Annotated in this window: 18 protein-coding genes; 5 read left to right on the forward strand and 13 right to left on the reverse strand. The window is 64.6% G+C overall.

What is annotated here, in order from left to right:
• Positions 1–25 precede the first annotated feature (25 nt).
• Positions 26–622 (forward strand): TlpA disulfide reductase family protein, encoded by a 597-nt coding sequence (locus SPHS8_RS08285; protein WP_201515077.1) that lies wholly within the window; start codon positions 26–28, stop codon positions 620–622.
• Positions 623–835: 213 nt separating this feature from the next.
• A complete protein-coding gene (locus SPHS8_RS08290) occupies positions 836–3,463 on the forward strand; it encodes a TonB-dependent receptor plug domain-containing protein (protein WP_201515078.1) in 2,628 nt (875 codons plus the stop codon).
• Between the two features lie 146 nt (positions 3,464–3,609).
• Here SPHS8_RS08290 and SPHS8_RS08295 read toward each other — a convergent pair whose 3' ends face one another.
• The 7 genes from SPHS8_RS08295 to SPHS8_RS08325 all read right to left on the reverse strand — a co-directional run bounded on the left by SPHS8_RS08295 (position 3,610) and on the right by SPHS8_RS08325 (position 8,428).
• Positions 3,610–3,783, reverse strand: a complete 174-nt coding sequence (locus SPHS8_RS08295; protein ID WP_097090880.1) for a Trm112 family protein — start codon at positions 3,781–3,783, stop codon at positions 3,610–3,612.
• Complete coding sequence (locus tag SPHS8_RS08300; protein WP_097090879.1) at positions 3,780–4,391, reverse strand: LON peptidase substrate-binding domain-containing protein; 612 nt, start codon at positions 4,389–4,391, stop codon at positions 3,780–3,782. The genes SPHS8_RS08295 and SPHS8_RS08300 overlap by 4 nt, the downstream gene beginning before the upstream one ends.
• An 11-nt stretch (positions 4,392–4,402) precedes the next feature.
• Positions 4,403–5,314: a tetratricopeptide repeat protein gene (locus SPHS8_RS08305; RefSeq protein ID WP_201515079.1), complete on the reverse strand. Its 912-nt coding sequence runs from the start codon at positions 5,312–5,314 to the stop codon at positions 4,403–4,405.
• Positions 5,315–5,396: 82 nt separating this feature from the next.
• The gene (locus SPHS8_RS08310) at positions 5,397–6,248 is read right to left on the reverse strand and encodes a MipA/OmpV family protein (protein WP_201515080.1); all 852 of its coding nucleotides are present in this window, start codon (positions 6,246–6,248) and stop codon (positions 5,397–5,399) included.
• 73 nt (positions 6,249–6,321) lie between these two features.
• Entirely contained in the window at positions 6,322–6,759 is a 438-nt protein-coding gene (locus SPHS8_RS08315; protein WP_097090876.1) for a DUF2141 domain-containing protein, read from the reverse strand.
• Entirely contained in the window at positions 6,756–7,484 is a 729-nt protein-coding gene (locus SPHS8_RS08320) for a sterol desaturase family protein (protein ID WP_201515480.1), read from the reverse strand. Before SPHS8_RS08320 ends, SPHS8_RS08315 begins: the two co-directional genes overlap by 4 nt.
• 53 nt (positions 7,485–7,537) lie before the next feature.
• Positions 7,538–8,428, reverse strand: coding sequence for a prephenate dehydratase (locus SPHS8_RS08325; RefSeq protein WP_201515081.1), 891 nt, complete (start codon positions 8,426–8,428; stop codon positions 7,538–7,540).
• Between the two features lie 186 nt (positions 8,429–8,614).
• Between SPHS8_RS08325 and SPHS8_RS08330 the strand changes: the two genes are divergently transcribed.
• Together SPHS8_RS08330 and SPHS8_RS08335 are read left to right on the forward strand one after the other, a co-directional pair.
• A complete protein-coding gene (locus tag SPHS8_RS08330) occupies positions 8,615–9,274 on the forward strand; it encodes a c-type cytochrome (RefSeq protein WP_097090874.1) in 660 nt (219 codons plus the stop codon).
• Between the two features lie 328 nt (positions 9,275–9,602).
• Positions 9,603–10,124 carry a hypothetical protein gene (locus SPHS8_RS08335; protein WP_141397797.1) on the forward strand — a complete coding sequence of 174 codons (522 nt, stop codon included), beginning with the start codon at positions 9,603–9,605 and terminating at the stop codon, positions 10,122–10,124.
• Positions 10,125–10,182: 58 nt separating this feature from the next.
• On the opposite strand, the gene SPHS8_RS08340 is transcribed toward SPHS8_RS08335, so the two are convergent.
• Positions 10,183–11,499 carry a hemolysin family protein gene (locus SPHS8_RS08340; RefSeq protein WP_201515082.1) on the reverse strand — a complete coding sequence of 439 codons (1,317 nt, stop codon included), beginning with the start codon at positions 11,497–11,499 and terminating at the stop codon, positions 10,183–10,185.
• Positions 11,500–11,654: 155 nt separating this feature from the next.
• Between SPHS8_RS08340 and SPHS8_RS08345 the strand changes: the two genes are divergently transcribed.
• Complete coding sequence (locus tag SPHS8_RS08345; RefSeq protein WP_097090871.1) at positions 11,655–12,335, forward strand: OmpA family protein; 681 nt, start codon at positions 11,655–11,657, stop codon at positions 12,333–12,335.
• A 173-nt stretch (positions 12,336–12,508) separates the two neighbouring features.
• Here SPHS8_RS08345 and SPHS8_RS08350 read toward each other — a convergent pair whose 3' ends face one another.
• From SPHS8_RS08350 to SPHS8_RS08370, 5 genes are read right to left on the reverse strand one after another with little or no spacing between them, the layout of a single operon-like run.
• On the reverse strand, positions 12,509–13,126 hold the full coding sequence (locus tag SPHS8_RS08350; protein WP_201515083.1) for a MarC family protein: 618 nt from the start codon (positions 13,124–13,126) through the stop codon (positions 12,509–12,511).
• Positions 13,123–13,773, reverse strand: a complete 651-nt coding sequence (locus SPHS8_RS08355) for a YybH family protein (protein WP_236575038.1) — start codon at positions 13,771–13,773, stop codon at positions 13,123–13,125. Before SPHS8_RS08355 ends, SPHS8_RS08350 begins: the two co-directional genes overlap by 4 nt.
• Complete coding sequence (gene folD / locus SPHS8_RS08360) at positions 13,770–14,663, reverse strand: bifunctional methylenetetrahydrofolate dehydrogenase/methenyltetrahydrofolate cyclohydrolase FolD (RefSeq protein WP_097090868.1); 894 nt, start codon at positions 14,661–14,663, stop codon at positions 13,770–13,772. The genes SPHS8_RS08355 and folD overlap by 4 nt, the downstream gene beginning before the upstream one ends.
• Positions 14,660–14,983 (reverse strand): DUF167 domain-containing protein, encoded by a 324-nt coding sequence (locus tag SPHS8_RS08365; RefSeq protein ID WP_097090867.1) that lies wholly within the window; start codon positions 14,981–14,983, stop codon positions 14,660–14,662. Before SPHS8_RS08365 ends, folD begins: the two co-directional genes overlap by 4 nt.
• A complete protein-coding gene (locus SPHS8_RS08370; protein ID WP_097090866.1) occupies positions 14,980–15,270 on the reverse strand; it encodes a YggT family protein in 291 nt (96 codons plus the stop codon). Before SPHS8_RS08370 ends, SPHS8_RS08365 begins: the two co-directional genes overlap by 4 nt.
• Between the last annotated feature and the right edge of the window lie 143 nt (positions 15,271–15,413).

The raw sequence follows: 15,413 nt of genomic DNA on the forward strand, positions 1-15,413 counted from the left end.
GCCCCGATCGTTCTTGCCCTGCGTAATGACTCTGCTCCTGCTGGCTGGCCTCGGCGCGTGCGATAGGCAATCGCCGGGCGCGGGGCAAGATCAAGCCAATAGCAGCGCGCAAGTCCCGCCGACAAGCGGCGAGGCAATGGGCGCGCCGCAAAGCGCCAAGGGCGATTTCAGCTACACGCTCGACCGCTCGAAGGCAGGCACCCCTGCCCCGGATTTTGCCTTCGCAGGCGCCGACGGCGCGGACGCGACCCTGCTGGATTTCGCGGGCAAGCCAGTGCTCGTGAACCTCTGGGCCACATGGTGCGCGCCGTGCGTCGCGGAAATGCCGACGCTCGACGCCGTAGCCAAGGCTTATGAGCCGAAGGGCCTCGCCGTGCTCACCATTTCGCAGGACAGCCAGGGCGAAAGCGTGGTGAAGCCCTTCTTCGCCAAGCACAGGCTGCCGCACCTCAAAAGCTTCATCGATCCGGAAAATCAGTTCGGCTTCCACTATGCGACCGGCATGCTTCCCACCACCGTCCTCTACGACCGGCAGGGCAAGGAGATGCTGCGCGTCGTCGGAGCCATGGACTGGAACAGCAAGGAAGCACGCGACCTCATCGAGACGGCGCTGAAATCCTGAGGTTCACCCTCTCCCCGCACCCGACATGCTGACTAAGACCAGGTCAGCAATCCTAATACGGACCACGTCTGAAAATCCGCTACACAGCCTGCATGCAAATTGCGCAAGCAAGTTGCAGCTTTCTCAATCGCATGATTGCGCGCTGTAATAGCGGCTAACCACCACCTCTTCGTCTTTCCCACTGCACGATAACGCATAAGCAGGGGGCAATAGATGAAACGATTATCCGCATTCCGGCTTTCTCTTGTTCTGGCTTCCTCATGGTCTGCTTGCGCCATGGCACAGGAAACGCCGCAGGAAGCCCAGGCTGACGACGGCGGCGCGATCATCGTCACGGGCACCCGCGCGACGGGCATGCAGGCCGCCGAAAGCGCCGCGCCCATCCAGGTGGTGAGCGAAGAGGCGATCAGCCATGTCGGCCAGCCCAACCTCAATCAGGTGCTGACGCAAATCGTCCCCAGCTTCACCGCGCAGACGCAGGGCACGGATCTTTCCAGCTTCTCCCTGTCCGCCCGGCTGCGGGGCCTCAGCCCCAATCACACGCTGGTGCTGGTCAACGGCAAGCGCCGCCATGGCAACGGCATCCTCCAGGTGATTTCCGGCGCGTTCCAGGGCTCGGCCGCGCCCAGCATCGACCTCATCCCGCCGGACTCCGTCGCCCGCGTCGAAGTGTTCCAGGAAGGCGCTGCCGCCGTCTACGGCACCGACGCGATCGCGGGCGTCATCAACTTCATCCTCAAGGATCAGGACGAAGGCGGCAGCTTCAAGATCACCGGCGGCCAGCATTATGACAGCGAGGGCGAGCTTTTCTCCGTCTCGGGCAATATGGGTTTCAAGCTCGGCGAGGACGGCTTCTTCAACCTGACGCTGTTTCACCGGCGGCAGGATTACACCACGGTCGGCGAAGGCCAGGTGCAAGTCACCCGAGCCGACGGCACGCTGCAAACCAATGCGCCTGCGCAATGGGCGAACCTGGCTGGCGACGCTCTTTCGGGCATCAACGGTGGCCAGCCACGCACGAAACTGACGCTCGGCTTCTACAATATGGGCTATGATTTCGGCGGCGTCGAACTCTACAGCTTCGGCGATTATGCCCGCCGCGAAGGCTGGGCTCGCCAAGGCTACCGCCATCCCAAGCGCATCTGCTACGAACCCGGCAACTTCGGCGGCAGCGTGACGCCCGCACCCTATGATCCCGGCATCTGCTACAGCGATACCGGCATCTACGGCATGGTCCCGCTTCAGCATGTGGTGGAGGACGAATATAGCTTCACCATCGGCGCGAAGGGTGAATTTGGCGGCGGCTGGAACTACGATATTTCCGGCACCTATGGCGCCCAGAAGGACAGCATCTACACCGAACAGTCGGCGCACCGGGAACTGTGGCAGGAAAGCTTTGCCGCGGGCGGCGCAGCGCGGGCGATCACGCCCAGCAGCGCCTATGACGGTGGCTTCAAGCTGGCGCAGACGACCATCACCACCGACATCCGCAAGGAATTCGAAGTGGGCATGGCGAGCCCGCTGACCTTCGCTTTCGGTGGCGAATATCGGAAGGATGAATATGAAATCCTTCAGGGCGACGCCGTCTCCACCTACAAGACCGGCGTTCAGTCCTTCCCCGGTTACAAGGCAACGGACGCTGGCGATTATCAGCGCAGTTCGAAAGCCGTCTACGCCAACCTGATCGGTGAACCGGTGAACGGCTGGAGCGTCGACCTTGCCGGGCGCTATGAGGATTATACCGACTTCGGCGACACCGCGATCTGGAAGGCGACGACCCGCTACGACGTCTCGCCCGCCTTCGCGCTGCGCGGCACCGTCAGCACCGGCTTCCGCGCGCCGACGCTCGCGGAACAGAAATATTCGACGATCAGCGTGGGTCCGACCAGCGCGGTGGCTCAGCTGCCCGCGGGCACGCCCGCAGCCCAGCTGCTCGGCTTCGGCCCCCTGAAGCCCGAAAAGTCGAAGAACTTCTCGGCAGGCATCGTGTTGCGGCCCGTGCCGAAGCTCGCAATCACCCTTGATGGCTACATCATCAAGATCAAGGACCGCATCACCGGAACGGCGGCGCGCAATGCTGTCCTGAACGGGGTTCCGCAGGCGGGGGGAGCCGACATCCTCAACGCCCTGAACGCCGCAGGTATCGTTCTGGACAGCGCCTTGTTCACGTCCGGCACGATCGGCGTGTCGAGCTTCACCAACGGCATCGACACCCGCACCTGGGGCCTCGATTTTTCGGCCAGCTATCCGGTCGCGCTGGACTTCGGCTCGCTCAACCTGTCGCTGACCGCGAACTACAACAAGACGAAGATCACCAACAACAAGGTCGGCTACCCGATCTTCAACGCAGCGTCGGAAAGCAATATCGAACGCTCCAATCCCGACTATAAGATCGTCGCCAACGCGCTGTTCAAAAGCGGCCGCTTCACGCTCAACCTGCGTGAAACCTTCTACGGCAAGACCAGCGTCCTCGTTCGCCCGGCCTTCACGCCAGCGGGCGGCTTCATCCCCGACGGCGGCTTCCTGATCGCCGATGGCGCGCTTAATCCAGTCACCAACATCAACGCCAACCAGCTCTACTTCAACGGCGTGGTGAAAGCGGCGGCCATCACCGACCTGGAGGCAAGCTACGACTTCACCGACAATGTGACCTTCGCGATCGGCGCGAACAACCTCTTCGACAAGCGGCCGGAAATCCCCGCCCTCATGCAGGGCGTCACCCCCGGCGCGGGCGTGTCGCCCTATGTCAATGGCACGGGCACTTACAACGCCTATTACGGGCACGGCCCCTATGGCACCTCCGGCGGCTATTATTACGCGCGCCTGGACTTCAAATTCTAAAAAGCCAGAGGGTCGCGAACGGAGGCCGGTTTCCAAAATGGGAGCCGGCCTTTTCCCTCCGACCGTCACCCCAGCGAAAGCTGGGGTCTCAGGCCCCACTGCACGACTTCTCCTGAAATCCCAGCCTCCGCTGGGATGACAGCACTTTAAAGCGAACGCGCCTCGCGCACCACCAGCACCGGCACGCCATCGCGCACCGGAAAGGCAAGCCCCGCAGCTTCCGACACCAGCTCGCTCCGCTCCCCATCCCAGCGGAGCGGCGTCCGCGTCACCGGGCAGACGAGCTTCGCCAACAGAAAGGGATCAGGCCCGCTGCTCATTGCATCGTCGCCCCGCCATCGGGCTCCATCCGGCCGACGATCTGCATCAACTGGATGATCCGATCGCATCGCTCGCTTAAAGTGTCCGCTTCCAGCAAAGTCTGCTTGGCGGCCGGATCGAAAGGCGCGATCTGGGCAATGCCGTTCACCAGCGATGTATCGTCAAGCCGTGACACCGCCGTCCAATCGACGACATAGCCCAATGCTTCGGCAAAGCGCCGCGATTCCTGTTCCAGGGCGGCACGCTCGACGGCATGGAGCACCTCATCCTCGCCAACCTCTTCCACGTCCGCCTCGATCTGGCGAAAGGCGGTGGTGACGTCGAGCTCGCGGATCACCCGAAAACGGGCCAGCCCTTCCAGGATGATGTTGAAGCGGCCATCGTCCAGAAGCTCGAACTCGCTGATCCGGCCGAGGCAGCCGACATCGTAGAGCGCGGGCTTCGCCCCTTCCCCGCGCGGCTGGATCATGCCGATGCGCCGGTCGCGCGCCATCGCATCGTGGATCATGGCCCGGTAGCGCGGCTCGAATATATGCAACGGCAAGTCCATGCCCGGCAGCAGCAAGGCTCCGGGCAAGGGAAAGATCGAGACGCGCGCGCGGTTCACCGGCCGCGCCGTCAGGAAAAGAGGATTTGCGACAATTTGCGCCGCTGCCCCGCGACCCACGGGTCCTCAAGGCCGGTTGCCTCGAACAGCTTGAGCAGTTGCGCCTTGGCCGCGCCCTCATTCCATTCGCGGTCGCGGCGGACGATCTCCAGCAGCTCCTCGGCAGCCCGGTCCCGATCGCCATTGGCCATCAACCCACCGGCCAGTTCAAATCGCGCGTCATGATCATCGGGGTTGGCGGCAACCTTCGCCTCGATCCCCGACAAGTCCGCAACCGGCTTCGCATCCCGCGCCAGGGTAATCGCGGCGCGAGCGCGGTCGACCGCCTGATCCTTCGCCACATCGGCGGGCAGCGCGGCCAGCACCGCCTCCGCCTCATCCAGCTGTCCCAGCGCCACCAGCGCGCGTGCATGGCCGGAAGCGACGTCGGCATTGTCCGGCACCATCTGGCCGATCTGCTCGAACACGGAAAGCGCCCGGTCAGGCTCTCCCCCGGCCAGCAGTTCCTCACCCATTTCGATCAGCGGCGCGATCTCCTCAAGCTGCGCCTTCTCGTCCGATTCGATCGGCAGCTGCGCCAGCAACTGGTCGAGATATTGCTTGAGCTGCCCCTCGGTCCGCGCCTGGCTCAGGTCAGCGACCGGCTGGCCCTGGAACACGGCATAGACCGTCGGGATGGACTGCACGCGGAACTGGGCGGCGATGAACTTATTCTCATCGACGTTGATCTTGACCAGCTTCACGCCCTTGGGTGCATATTCGGCACACACCTTTTCGATGACCGGCGTCAGCTGCTTGCAGGGTCCGCACCATTCCGCCCAGAAATCGACGATGACCAGGCTGGTGCGCGACGGGTCCACCACGTCGCGGCGGAACGCCTCCACCGCTGCCTTATCGGTGTCGCTCATTCCTAGGGTCGCCACTGCCGTCTTCTCCTGCCTTGTTGCGGTTGGGTGCCGCCTCCATAGACCGCCTTATGTGGGGCGTCACCCTTTCCGCACAAGATCAGAAGGTGTAGCCGACCCCGACCGCGCCGATCCACTGGTTCCTGGACCCGGCGATGCTGACCACGGGCGAGTCCGCATAATCGCCCAGCATGCGCGAATAGCCGCCAAGCGCGAACAGGGCCCAACCTTTGCGGATGTCGCCCGACAAGGACACGCCGCCCGTCAGGTTGACGCCGATCTTCTTGAAACCGGACCCCTCGCCCGCGCGCGAATAGGCGGGCAGGCCCGACGCCAGCGCCCCGGCGGCATCGACGTCATAATAATAGCGGCCATATTTCTTCCCGACATAGTCGGCTGAAACGCCCAGGCCCACGAAGCTGCGCGTCGAAAGCGGCGTGAAATATTCGATGGCGGGCGTCACGATATAGCTGCCATGCGCCCCCGCGACATCCTTGGTCACAGCAACGCGCACCGACAGATTGTCATAGTCGCTGGTGATGATCCCGGTCTTGCCGACGCCGACGAAGCCGCCCAGCTCCACCGCCACGTCACGCTCGCCCAGCGCCCGCACCGCGTCATCCTTGATACTCTTGAGGCTCGACCGGTCGAAGCGGACGCCCGCGACAGGCCCCAGCTGAAGGTCGATGTCCTGACCCCGGTTCGGGATCACATCGAAATAGAGGCTCGGGCCCCGGGTCCAGAAGGCGAAGTCGCTCACCTTGCCGCGCAGCTGCGGAACGGGGATCACGCGATAATCGTCCGACCCTTCATAGCTCGGGATGACGGCGGCCCCGATCCCGACGGTGAGTGCATTGCTGTCCTCAACCTCCTTGACTTGGGCATAAGCGCTATTGGCGGCACCCAGCGTAATAAAGGCCAGGCCCGCGAACACTATCTGGCGATGATTCATAAATCCCCTGTTCCCACGAATATGGTCAGCGCCTAGAATGTTTCGCTGCCATTACGGTTCCGATTAACTTCAATCAGAGGAAATATTTGATCTTTACGTCCTGACGCACCGCCGATCCCGTCATGGCGAATTGCGCGGATCGGAAGCTCGGCGCGCCAAAGCGGATCGCCGGGTTCCGGGAAAAACCCACGCCCTCGCGCGGGATACCGGCAAAGGTATCCAGCTTCCCATTGCCATTTTCGTCATGGATGATGGCGATGGCATAAGTCCCCGGAGCCATGTCGCCCAGGGGAATAGCCGCGTTCGTCGCGGGCACCACCAGATGGCGCTTTTGCGGGTCCTTGCTGCAATCCGGGAAATAGGCCGCCGAGCGCGCCACGCATATGAGCAGGTCGCCCTTCATGGACCGCAAGCCCTGCACTCCGATGCTGAGCGGCTGGGCCTCAGGCGCCGGGGCCGCGCCGGAACCGGCCATCAGCGCCCCCGCCAGCAACAGCAGCTTCCCCCTCATCGACGCCCTTTCTCGAACTCGCCCAATCCCCGATCCGTCCCGCACAGCCGATCCCAGACACGGAAATAGAGCCCGTAATTGCAATTATATTGTTCATGATGCCGCTGATGATGGCTGGCCGTGATCAACCAGCGGCCCGCCGGACCTTGCACCATCCAGCGCGGAAACATCTCCCACCCCATATGATTGGACACGCCCATCACCGTCATGATCGTCAGCACGCAGCCGAGAGCCGCCACATGAATGGGGATCAGGAAGACGAGCGCCGGAATGACGATCGCGCCGCTCAACGCCTCCCACGGGTGAAAGCTCATCGCCGCCCAGGCCGTGGGCGGACGGCTCGCATGGTGCACCGCATGGGCCGCGCGGAACAGGCGCGGCCGGTGCATCCAGCGATGCGTCCAGTAAAACCAGCTGTCATGCGCGGCGAGGTAGAGCAGCACCGAAACCGGCAGATACCAGAGCGGATAGGCGTCGGCATCCGTATAGATGCGCGTCCAGCCCTGCGCCTGCCATCCCCAGGCGACCACGCCCGCCGGGATGCCGTAGATAAACGCGGACGCCAGCGACCATGCGATCTCCCGCCGGATCTGCGGGTCGAGCCCGGTATAGAGGCCCGGTTGCCGGACACGGGTCGCGAAGGCAAAGCCGCCGCTGGTGACCAGGTAACGGACCGCCACGATCGCGCTCATGGCAAGAGCGGAAAGAAGGATCGCGGCCAGCATGGGGTCGACTATAAGCGGCAGCACCCGGCCCGTCACCCCTTCAGGTCCCTCCATCAGGTCCGCGGACGCGCCTGGCGGTAACTGCCCAGCATGCGCACCCACTTGCTGTGGAATTCCAGTTCGGCAAGCGCCCGGTCCACGGCGGGGTCGCCCGGCATGCCCTCGATGTCGCAGAAAAACTCCGTCGCCGCGAAGCTCGCGCCCCGCTGATAGCTTTCCAGCTTGGTCATGTTGACGCCGTTCGTCGCAAAGCCGCCCATCGCCTTGTAAAGCGCGGCGGGCACATTCTTCACCTCGAACAGGAATGTCGTCATCACCGGCGCGTCGTCGGCCTGCGGCATCTGCGGCTCGCGCGACAGCACGAGGAAGCGCGTCATATTGTCGTCGCTATCCTCGATATTCTCCGCCACCATCTTCAGCCCATAAAGCTCTGCCGCCAGATAGGGGGCGACGGCGCCTTCGCCGGGCTTGCGCGATTCCGCCACCAGCGCCGCCGCGCCCGCCGTATCCGCATAGGCGACCGGTTGGATTCCCCGCTCGCGCAGATAATGGCGGCATTGCCCCAGCGCCTGCGGATGGCTGATCGCGCTTTTGACCGGGCTGTCATCCACCGCCATCAGGCAGTGGCGAATGCGCAGGAAATATTCGTCGATGATATGCAGCCCCGATTCGGGCAGCAGGAAATGCATGTCGGCGACGCGCCCGTGCAGGCTGTTTTCGATAGGAATGATCGCCCGCGCTGCGATTCCGCCGCGCACGGCATCGATCGCATCTTCAAAGGCGAAGCAGGGCAGCGGCACCCAATCGGGCGCATATCCAAGCGCCGCGAGGTGCGAATTGGCGCCCGGCGCGCCCTGATAGGCAATGGCTCGCGACGGGTCGGCTGCGGCCTTTTCAGCGAGTTCCGCGACCAGCGCGCGGGCGGGGGCAGGATAGTTTTCCATGGATGCAGCGCGCTTAGGCACTCCTCCCCGCGCGCGCAAGCGGAACGGGCGCTTGGCCGCGCACCGCCCCGGCGCCCCGCCGTTCAACCATGCTTGCACGTTCGCTCTTGCGCCATTATGGCAGCGCGCTAGAGGGGGCGCGGAAACCAAGCCGCCAGAACAGAAATTCAAGGGAATCCAAGCGAAATGAGTGATCGTTTCAACACCGTTGCAGGCTGGGCGTTGTTTGCGGGAATCATTGCGCTGGGTGGCGGCATCGTCAGCTCCAAATATTTCCACGCGGAACGTCCCGAAAAGATGGGCTATGCGATCGAAGGCGTCGAGGCCGAAGGTGAAGGCGGCGCGGCCAGCGGCCCCGGCCTCAACACCCTGCTCGCCAGCGCCGATGTCGCGGCCGGTGAAAAGGTCTTCGCCAAGTGCGCCGCATGCCACACCATCAATCAGGGCGGAGCCAACGGCATCGGCCCCAACCTCTTTGCGACCGTGGGCGAAGCCATCGGCCAGGGCAAGGGCGGCTTCGCCTTCTCCGACGCGCTCAAGAGCAAGGGCGGCAACTGGACTTTCGAAAATCTTGACCATTGGCTGAAGAGCCCGCGCGAATTCGCGCCCGGCACCAAGATGACCTTCGCTGGCCTCGGCAACCCGGCCGACCGCGCGAACCTCATCGCCTGGATGAACACGCAGGGCTCCAACCTGCCGCTGCCCGCCGCCGACGCGGCACCCGCCGACGCCAGCGCCACCCCTGCTGAAGCCGCAGGCAACGCCACGAACGCCGCCGAAAGCGTCGAAGGCAAGGCCCCGGCCAACGCCGCACCCGCGACCGGGCCCGCTGCCCCCGGCAAATAAGGGCTAGCCCCTTCTGACGAACTGACGGGCGCGGCACGATTGCCGCGCCCGTTGTGTTTAGGGGGTAAGCGGCCCATCCGGAACCAAAGCCAGGAGCGCGCACCTGCTCCCCCTCCCGCAGGCGGGAGGGGGTCGGGGGGGTGGGCCAGCGCAACGCTCGTGTGGTTCCGACCGCTGCTCACCCCATGCTTCAATCATCAAGCCCATCCAGTCACCTCACCTACCGCTCGCCCACCCTCTTCCCGTCGCTTGCCACGGAACATCGGCATGCGCTTCGGGTTCAGGCTCGTCTGCAACACAGCAGCAAAGCCCAGGAAAGGACCCGGTCATGGTACAGGCATCAGCTATTTTCGACTCACACGCAGAGGCCGAAAGGGCAGTATCGGAGCTACGCACGCTCGGCGTGAATGACAGTGACCTGTCCGTCATCGCCCACCATGGCGGCACGACCACGACCACCAGCGGCGACGGCGAGATCACCGACGAGCACCATCGGAACATTCTCCGGGGCATTCTGGGTGGCGGCGCGCTGGGCGCAGGGCTGGGCGTCGCGGCGCTGGCGATCCCCGGCGTCGGGCCGCTCGCAGCCGCTGGCGCCATCGCCGCGTCGGCCGTCCCCGAAGCCGTCGGCATTGGCGCTGTCGTCGGCGCGATCGGCGGAAGCCTCAATGAGGCGCTGACCAAGCACGGCGTCAGCAAGGAAGACGCCGACTATTATGGCGGCCGTTTGAAGGATGGCGCCGTGCTCGTCACGGTTGCCGACGCCGGACTGGATGCCGGGCGCGTCCGCGAGGTGCTGTACCGCAACGGCGGTCACAACGCGTCTCAGGCCCGCAACGCCACCATCTAAAAAACGCATGGAGCCGGAAAGCATCGCTTTCCGGCTCCTGCTTACCCGAGCTGTTCCTTTACCGCTCCGCCACCAGCAGCTTGTCGATCTTGCGCCCGTCCATATCGACGATCTCGAAGCGCCATCCCTGGTCCTCGATGAAGTCGCCCACTTCCGGCAGGCGCTTGAGCAGCCAGAGGGCATGGCCCGCCACCGTCGCATAGTCGCGGTCCTCGGGCAGGTCGATGCCGATCCGGTCCGCCAGCAGGTCCACCGGCATCTGCCCCGACACCAGCAAGCTGCCATCGTCCCGTTCCACGACATCGGGCTCGTCATGCACGTCGCGGTCGGATGCGAAGTGGCCCGCGATCGCCGACAACAGGTCGGCAGGCGTCGCGATGCCTTCGAAATGGCCATATTCGTCATGCACCATCACCATCGGCACGTCCGCGCGGCGCAGCACTTCCAGGGCGTCCATGGCGTCGACCTGGTCGGGCACCACCTCCACCCGGCGCATCAGCGATCCGACATCGAGCCGCTCGCCCCGGAACAACGCCGTCATGATGTCGCGCGCCTGCACGACGCCGATAATATCCTCCACCGTGCCCCGTCCCACCGGAAGCCGCGTGTGCGGGGTCTGGAGCAGCCTTGCGCGGACCGTCTGATCGTCCGCGTTGATGTCGATCCAGTCGACGTCCATCCGCGGCGTCATGACCTCGCGCACCGGGCGGTCGGCCAGCCGCACCACGCCCGAAATGATGGCGCGTTCGCTTTCCTCGATCACGCCGGAGCGGCTCGCTTCCGCCACGATCAGGTGCAGTTCCTCGGCCGTCACATGATGTTCGGACTCCCGCGTCATGCGCAGCAGGCGGAAAATGAGCGCGCTCGACCCGTCCAGCACCCACACGATGGGCGCGGTGATCTTCGCCAGCCACAGCATCGGCGTCGCCATGACAACGGCGATCGGCTCGGGAGCGCGCAGGGCGAACTGCTTGGGCACCAGCTCACCGATGATCAGCGACGCGTAGGTCGTCAGGCCGATGACGACCGCAAAGCCGAGATTTTCGGCAACGTTGGGCGACAGGCCCAACAGCTGCAACCGCTCACCCACCGGCCCACCCAGGCTCGCCCCGGAATAGGCACCCGCGACGATGCCGATCAGGGTGATGCCGATCTGGACGGTGGAAAGAAACTTGCCGGGATCGCTCGCCAGCATCAGCGCCGTGTGCGCGCCGCGCCGCCCTGCCTTTTCCATCGCCTGCAAGCGCGGACGGCGGGCGGATACGATCGCCAGTTCCGACATGGCGAAGACGCCGTTCAGCGCGACGAGCGCCAGAATGATGACGATATCTACCCAGGGAAAGGGCGTCGGAGCGTGCGGGGGGATCGTGGCCATGGTGGTCAGCTACGCCCTATAACCCTGTTTCTTACAATTTCACAACCGTTGCATCATCTGGGGTTCAGTTCGCTGGTGGAACAAAAGCGCCGGTTCGATGATTGGGGCCTGCATCCGCGCTTTCGGGTGCAAGATAAATAAGGGAACTCAAATCTATGCGGATTTCTCATCGCATCCTGGGTACGGCGGGACTAGCCGCCATGCTCGCCACCGCCGCCTGCACGACTGATCCCAACACCGGCCAGCGGCAGATTTCGAAGGCCGCGATCGGCGGCATCGGCGGCGCGCTCGGCGGCTATCTGCTGGGCGATCTGGTCGGCGGCAAGCGTGACCGGACGGAAAAGATCCTCGGCGCAGGCATTGGCGCGGTCGCCGGCGCAGGCATCGGCGCTTACATGGACGCGCAGGAGCGCAAGCTGCGCGAGGAAACCGCAGGCAGCGGCGTCGACGTGATCCGTGACGGCGACAATCTGGTGCTGCGCATGCCGTCCGGCATCACCTTCACCACCGACAGCGCCGCCGTCCAGCCGCAGTTCCGCCCGACGCTGGACGAAGTGTCGTCCGTGTTGGCGCAATATCCCAAAACCTATATCGACGTGTACGGCCACACCGACAGCGATGGCGCGGACGCCTATAACCAGACCCTGTCCGAACGCCGCGCTCAGTCGGTAGCGGACTATCTGACCAGCCACGGCGTCCAGTCGGCCCGCATCGCGACGCGCGGCTTCGGCGAAACCCAGCCCATCGCCTCCAACGCCACGGCCGAGGGCAAGGCCAGCAACCGCCGCGTCGAAATCAAGATCGCGCCGGTCACGGAAAGCGACATCCGGGCCTAAGCCCGCCGCCATGACCAAAAAAGCCGGGAGGCGCCCCAAGCGCTCCCGGCTTCTTTACCCCCCTCCTCCGTTCGCCCTGAGCCTGTCGAAGGGCTCTTCTTTCTTCATAAGAAGTAAAGAGCTTTGACAGGCTCAGCCCGAACGGAGAAGGACCTCAGACGGCGTGCCGCACCTCAAAAACTCGCCTTCAACCCATCGATCACGAACTGCGCGGCCAATGCGGCCAGCAGCACCCCCAGAAGCCGCGTAATCACCGCCTCGATCTTGCTGCCCAGCCGCGCCATGATCGGCCCCGCCGCCAGCAATGCCCCCAGCATCAGCGCCAGCGTCACCACCACCGCGCCCATCACCACCAGCCGCTGGCTGATCCCGTCGGCCTGCGACATCAGCAGCATCACCGTCGCGATCGATCCCGGCCCAGCGATCATCGGCATCGCCATCGGAAACACCGACACATCCTCGACCTCGGGTGTCTCCGCGATCTTGTGCGCCCGGTCCTCGCGCCGCTGCGTGCGCTTTTCGAACACCATGTCCATCGCGATGATGAACAGCATGATCCCGCCTGCGATCCGGAAGCTGTCGAGCGCAATGCCCAGCACGCCCAGCAGCTGCTTTCCCCACAGCGCGAAGATCAGCAGGATGACCGCCGCGATCCCCACCGCGCGGATCGCCATCGCCCGCCGCTGCGCATGGCTCGCGCCTGTCGTCAGGCTGGCGTAGATGGGCGCGCAGCCCGGCGGATCGATGACCACGAACAAGGTGACGAAGGCGGAGATGAACAGTTCGATCATGCTGCCGGCGCCTTCACCCTGTCGTCGATCACCACCTCATAATCCGTGCCGTTCCAGACACGCACCATGACCTGCCGTCCGCCATCGGGCGCAACCTCCGCGCTCCAGATCAGGCTTTCATCGGCAGGCGGCACCGCAGCTTTCGCCTTGGGCACCACTCCTTCAGGCGCTTTGCCCCGCTTGCACGTCGCGACCTTGCCCACCAGAAATTCCGGCGCAGGACGGGCAGCGCCCAGCGTATCCCCATGGTCGAGCACCCATTTCCACGCGCCCTGCTTGTCCCGCCGCCAGATCGTCGTGAAATAGCCGACCGTTCCATCCGGCCGCTGCCAATTGCCCGTGCTCGCCGCCATATTGCCGTCGCACGACACATGGATGACCGACGGCGTCCAGCTCACCGGCTGCGGCGGATCGGCCCGGCCCTTCAGCCATTGTTTCGCCAGCACCCGTTGCGGCACGAACATCACCGCGTCATCGGCAGCGGTCGCGCGAAAGGCGGTCCACTGCCCCTTGTCCCGCGCCAGCCGGTTGAAGGCGATTTCGGCGGCGAAGACGGAACTGGGATCAGGCTGATGCCGCATCGGCGGCCGCGCCGCGACCAGCCCCGTCAGGCAAGCCGCGATCAGCACGACCCGCCTTGCCGTCACAGCCCCTCCGGCTTTGCCAGCCCCGCGCGGGCATGGGCCGCCACCAGCGTATTGCGCAGCAGCACCGCGATCGTCATCGGCCCGACGCCACCTGGAACCGGCGTGATCGCCCGCACATGCGCCAGCGCCTCGGCCGTGGCGACATCGCCGACGATCCGGCTCTTGCCATCCTCCGTGTCCGTCACGCGGTTGATGCCGACGTCGATCACGGTCGCGCCCGGCTTGATCCACTCGCCCTTCACCATCTCGGCGCGTCCCACGGCGGCCACGACGATGTCGGCGCGATGCACGACCGACGCCAGATCCCGCGTGCGGCTGTGCGCGATCGTGACCGTGCAATTCTCCGCCAGCAGTAGCTGCGCCATCGGCTTGCCCACGATGTTGGATCGGCCGACGACCACCGCCTCCATGCCCGACAGGTCGCCCAGCTCGTCTTTCAGCAACATGATGCAGCCGAGCGGCGTGCAGGGCACCAGCGCCTCCTGCCCCGTCGCCAGCCTCCCCGAATTGACGACATGGAAGCCGTCCACATCCTTGGCCGGATCGATCGTCCCGATCACCGCCGCCTCGTCGATATGGCCGGGCAGCGGCAGCTGGACCAGGATGCCGTCCACCCGGTCATCCGCATTCAGCTCCTCGACCAGGTCGAGCAATTCTTCCTCGCCGATGCTCGCGGGCAGCTTGAATTCCAGGCTTTCCATGCCCGCCTCGACCGTCATCTTGCCCTTGTTGCGGACATAGACGGAACTGGCCGGGTCCTCGCCCACCAGTACGACCGCCAGCCCCGGCTTGCGCCCGGTGCGCCCGACGAACGCGGATACGCCATCAGCCACCTTCGCGCGCAGCGTGGCGGCGAAAGCCTTTCCGTCGATGATCTTGCCGATGGTCATGCTGCCTCAACCCATTCCCTGATGATGGCGGACAGCCGCACCAACGCGTCGGCACCGCCCTTGATACGCAGCCGCTTTAGCCGGTTGCTGTCACCCGATTCCAGCGAAAACGCGCTGCGTGGCCAATCCATCTCCTTGGCGAGCAATGCAACGAGCGCCCCGTTCGCCTTTCCCTTTTCCGCGACGGCGCGAACCCGCGCGCAGAGCCACTGCGCGCCTTTCTCATCCGTCCAGCACCCGCCAACATCCTCACGCGCCGCGCCCGGCGTCAACCGGACGGAAAGCAGCAGGTCGGTCCCGTCCTGCCGCCAGACGCTCACACCAGCCCGAAGATCGGCGGCAAAATGGCCTGGCGGATGATCAGGATGGCGAGCAGCACGACCATCGGCGACAGGTCGAGCGCGCCAAGGTCAGGCATCACCCGGCGAATGGGATTATAGATCGGCGCCGTCATCCGGTCGAGCGCCACGATGATCGTGCGCACGATGTCGCTGGACGTGTTGATGACATTGAAGGCGATCAACCAGCTCATGATCGCCTGTATGATGATGATCCACCACAGCACATCGAGCAGGATGACGATGATCTGATAGAGCGCGTAGGCCATGTGGTCTCCAATTGATTGCCGATGCTCTAGCCGAGCGGGGCATGGCGCGACAAGAGTCCCTTTCGCCATCACCCTCTCGCCCCACTCCGTCATCCCAGCGGAAGCTGGGATCTCAGGAGAGGATACGCCAAGCCGCCCAAGAT

This window comes from Sphingobium sp. S6, from assembly GCF_905120495.1.
Taxonomy (GTDB): Bacteria; Pseudomonadota; Alphaproteobacteria; order Sphingomonadales; family Sphingomonadaceae; genus Sphingobium; species Sphingobium agri.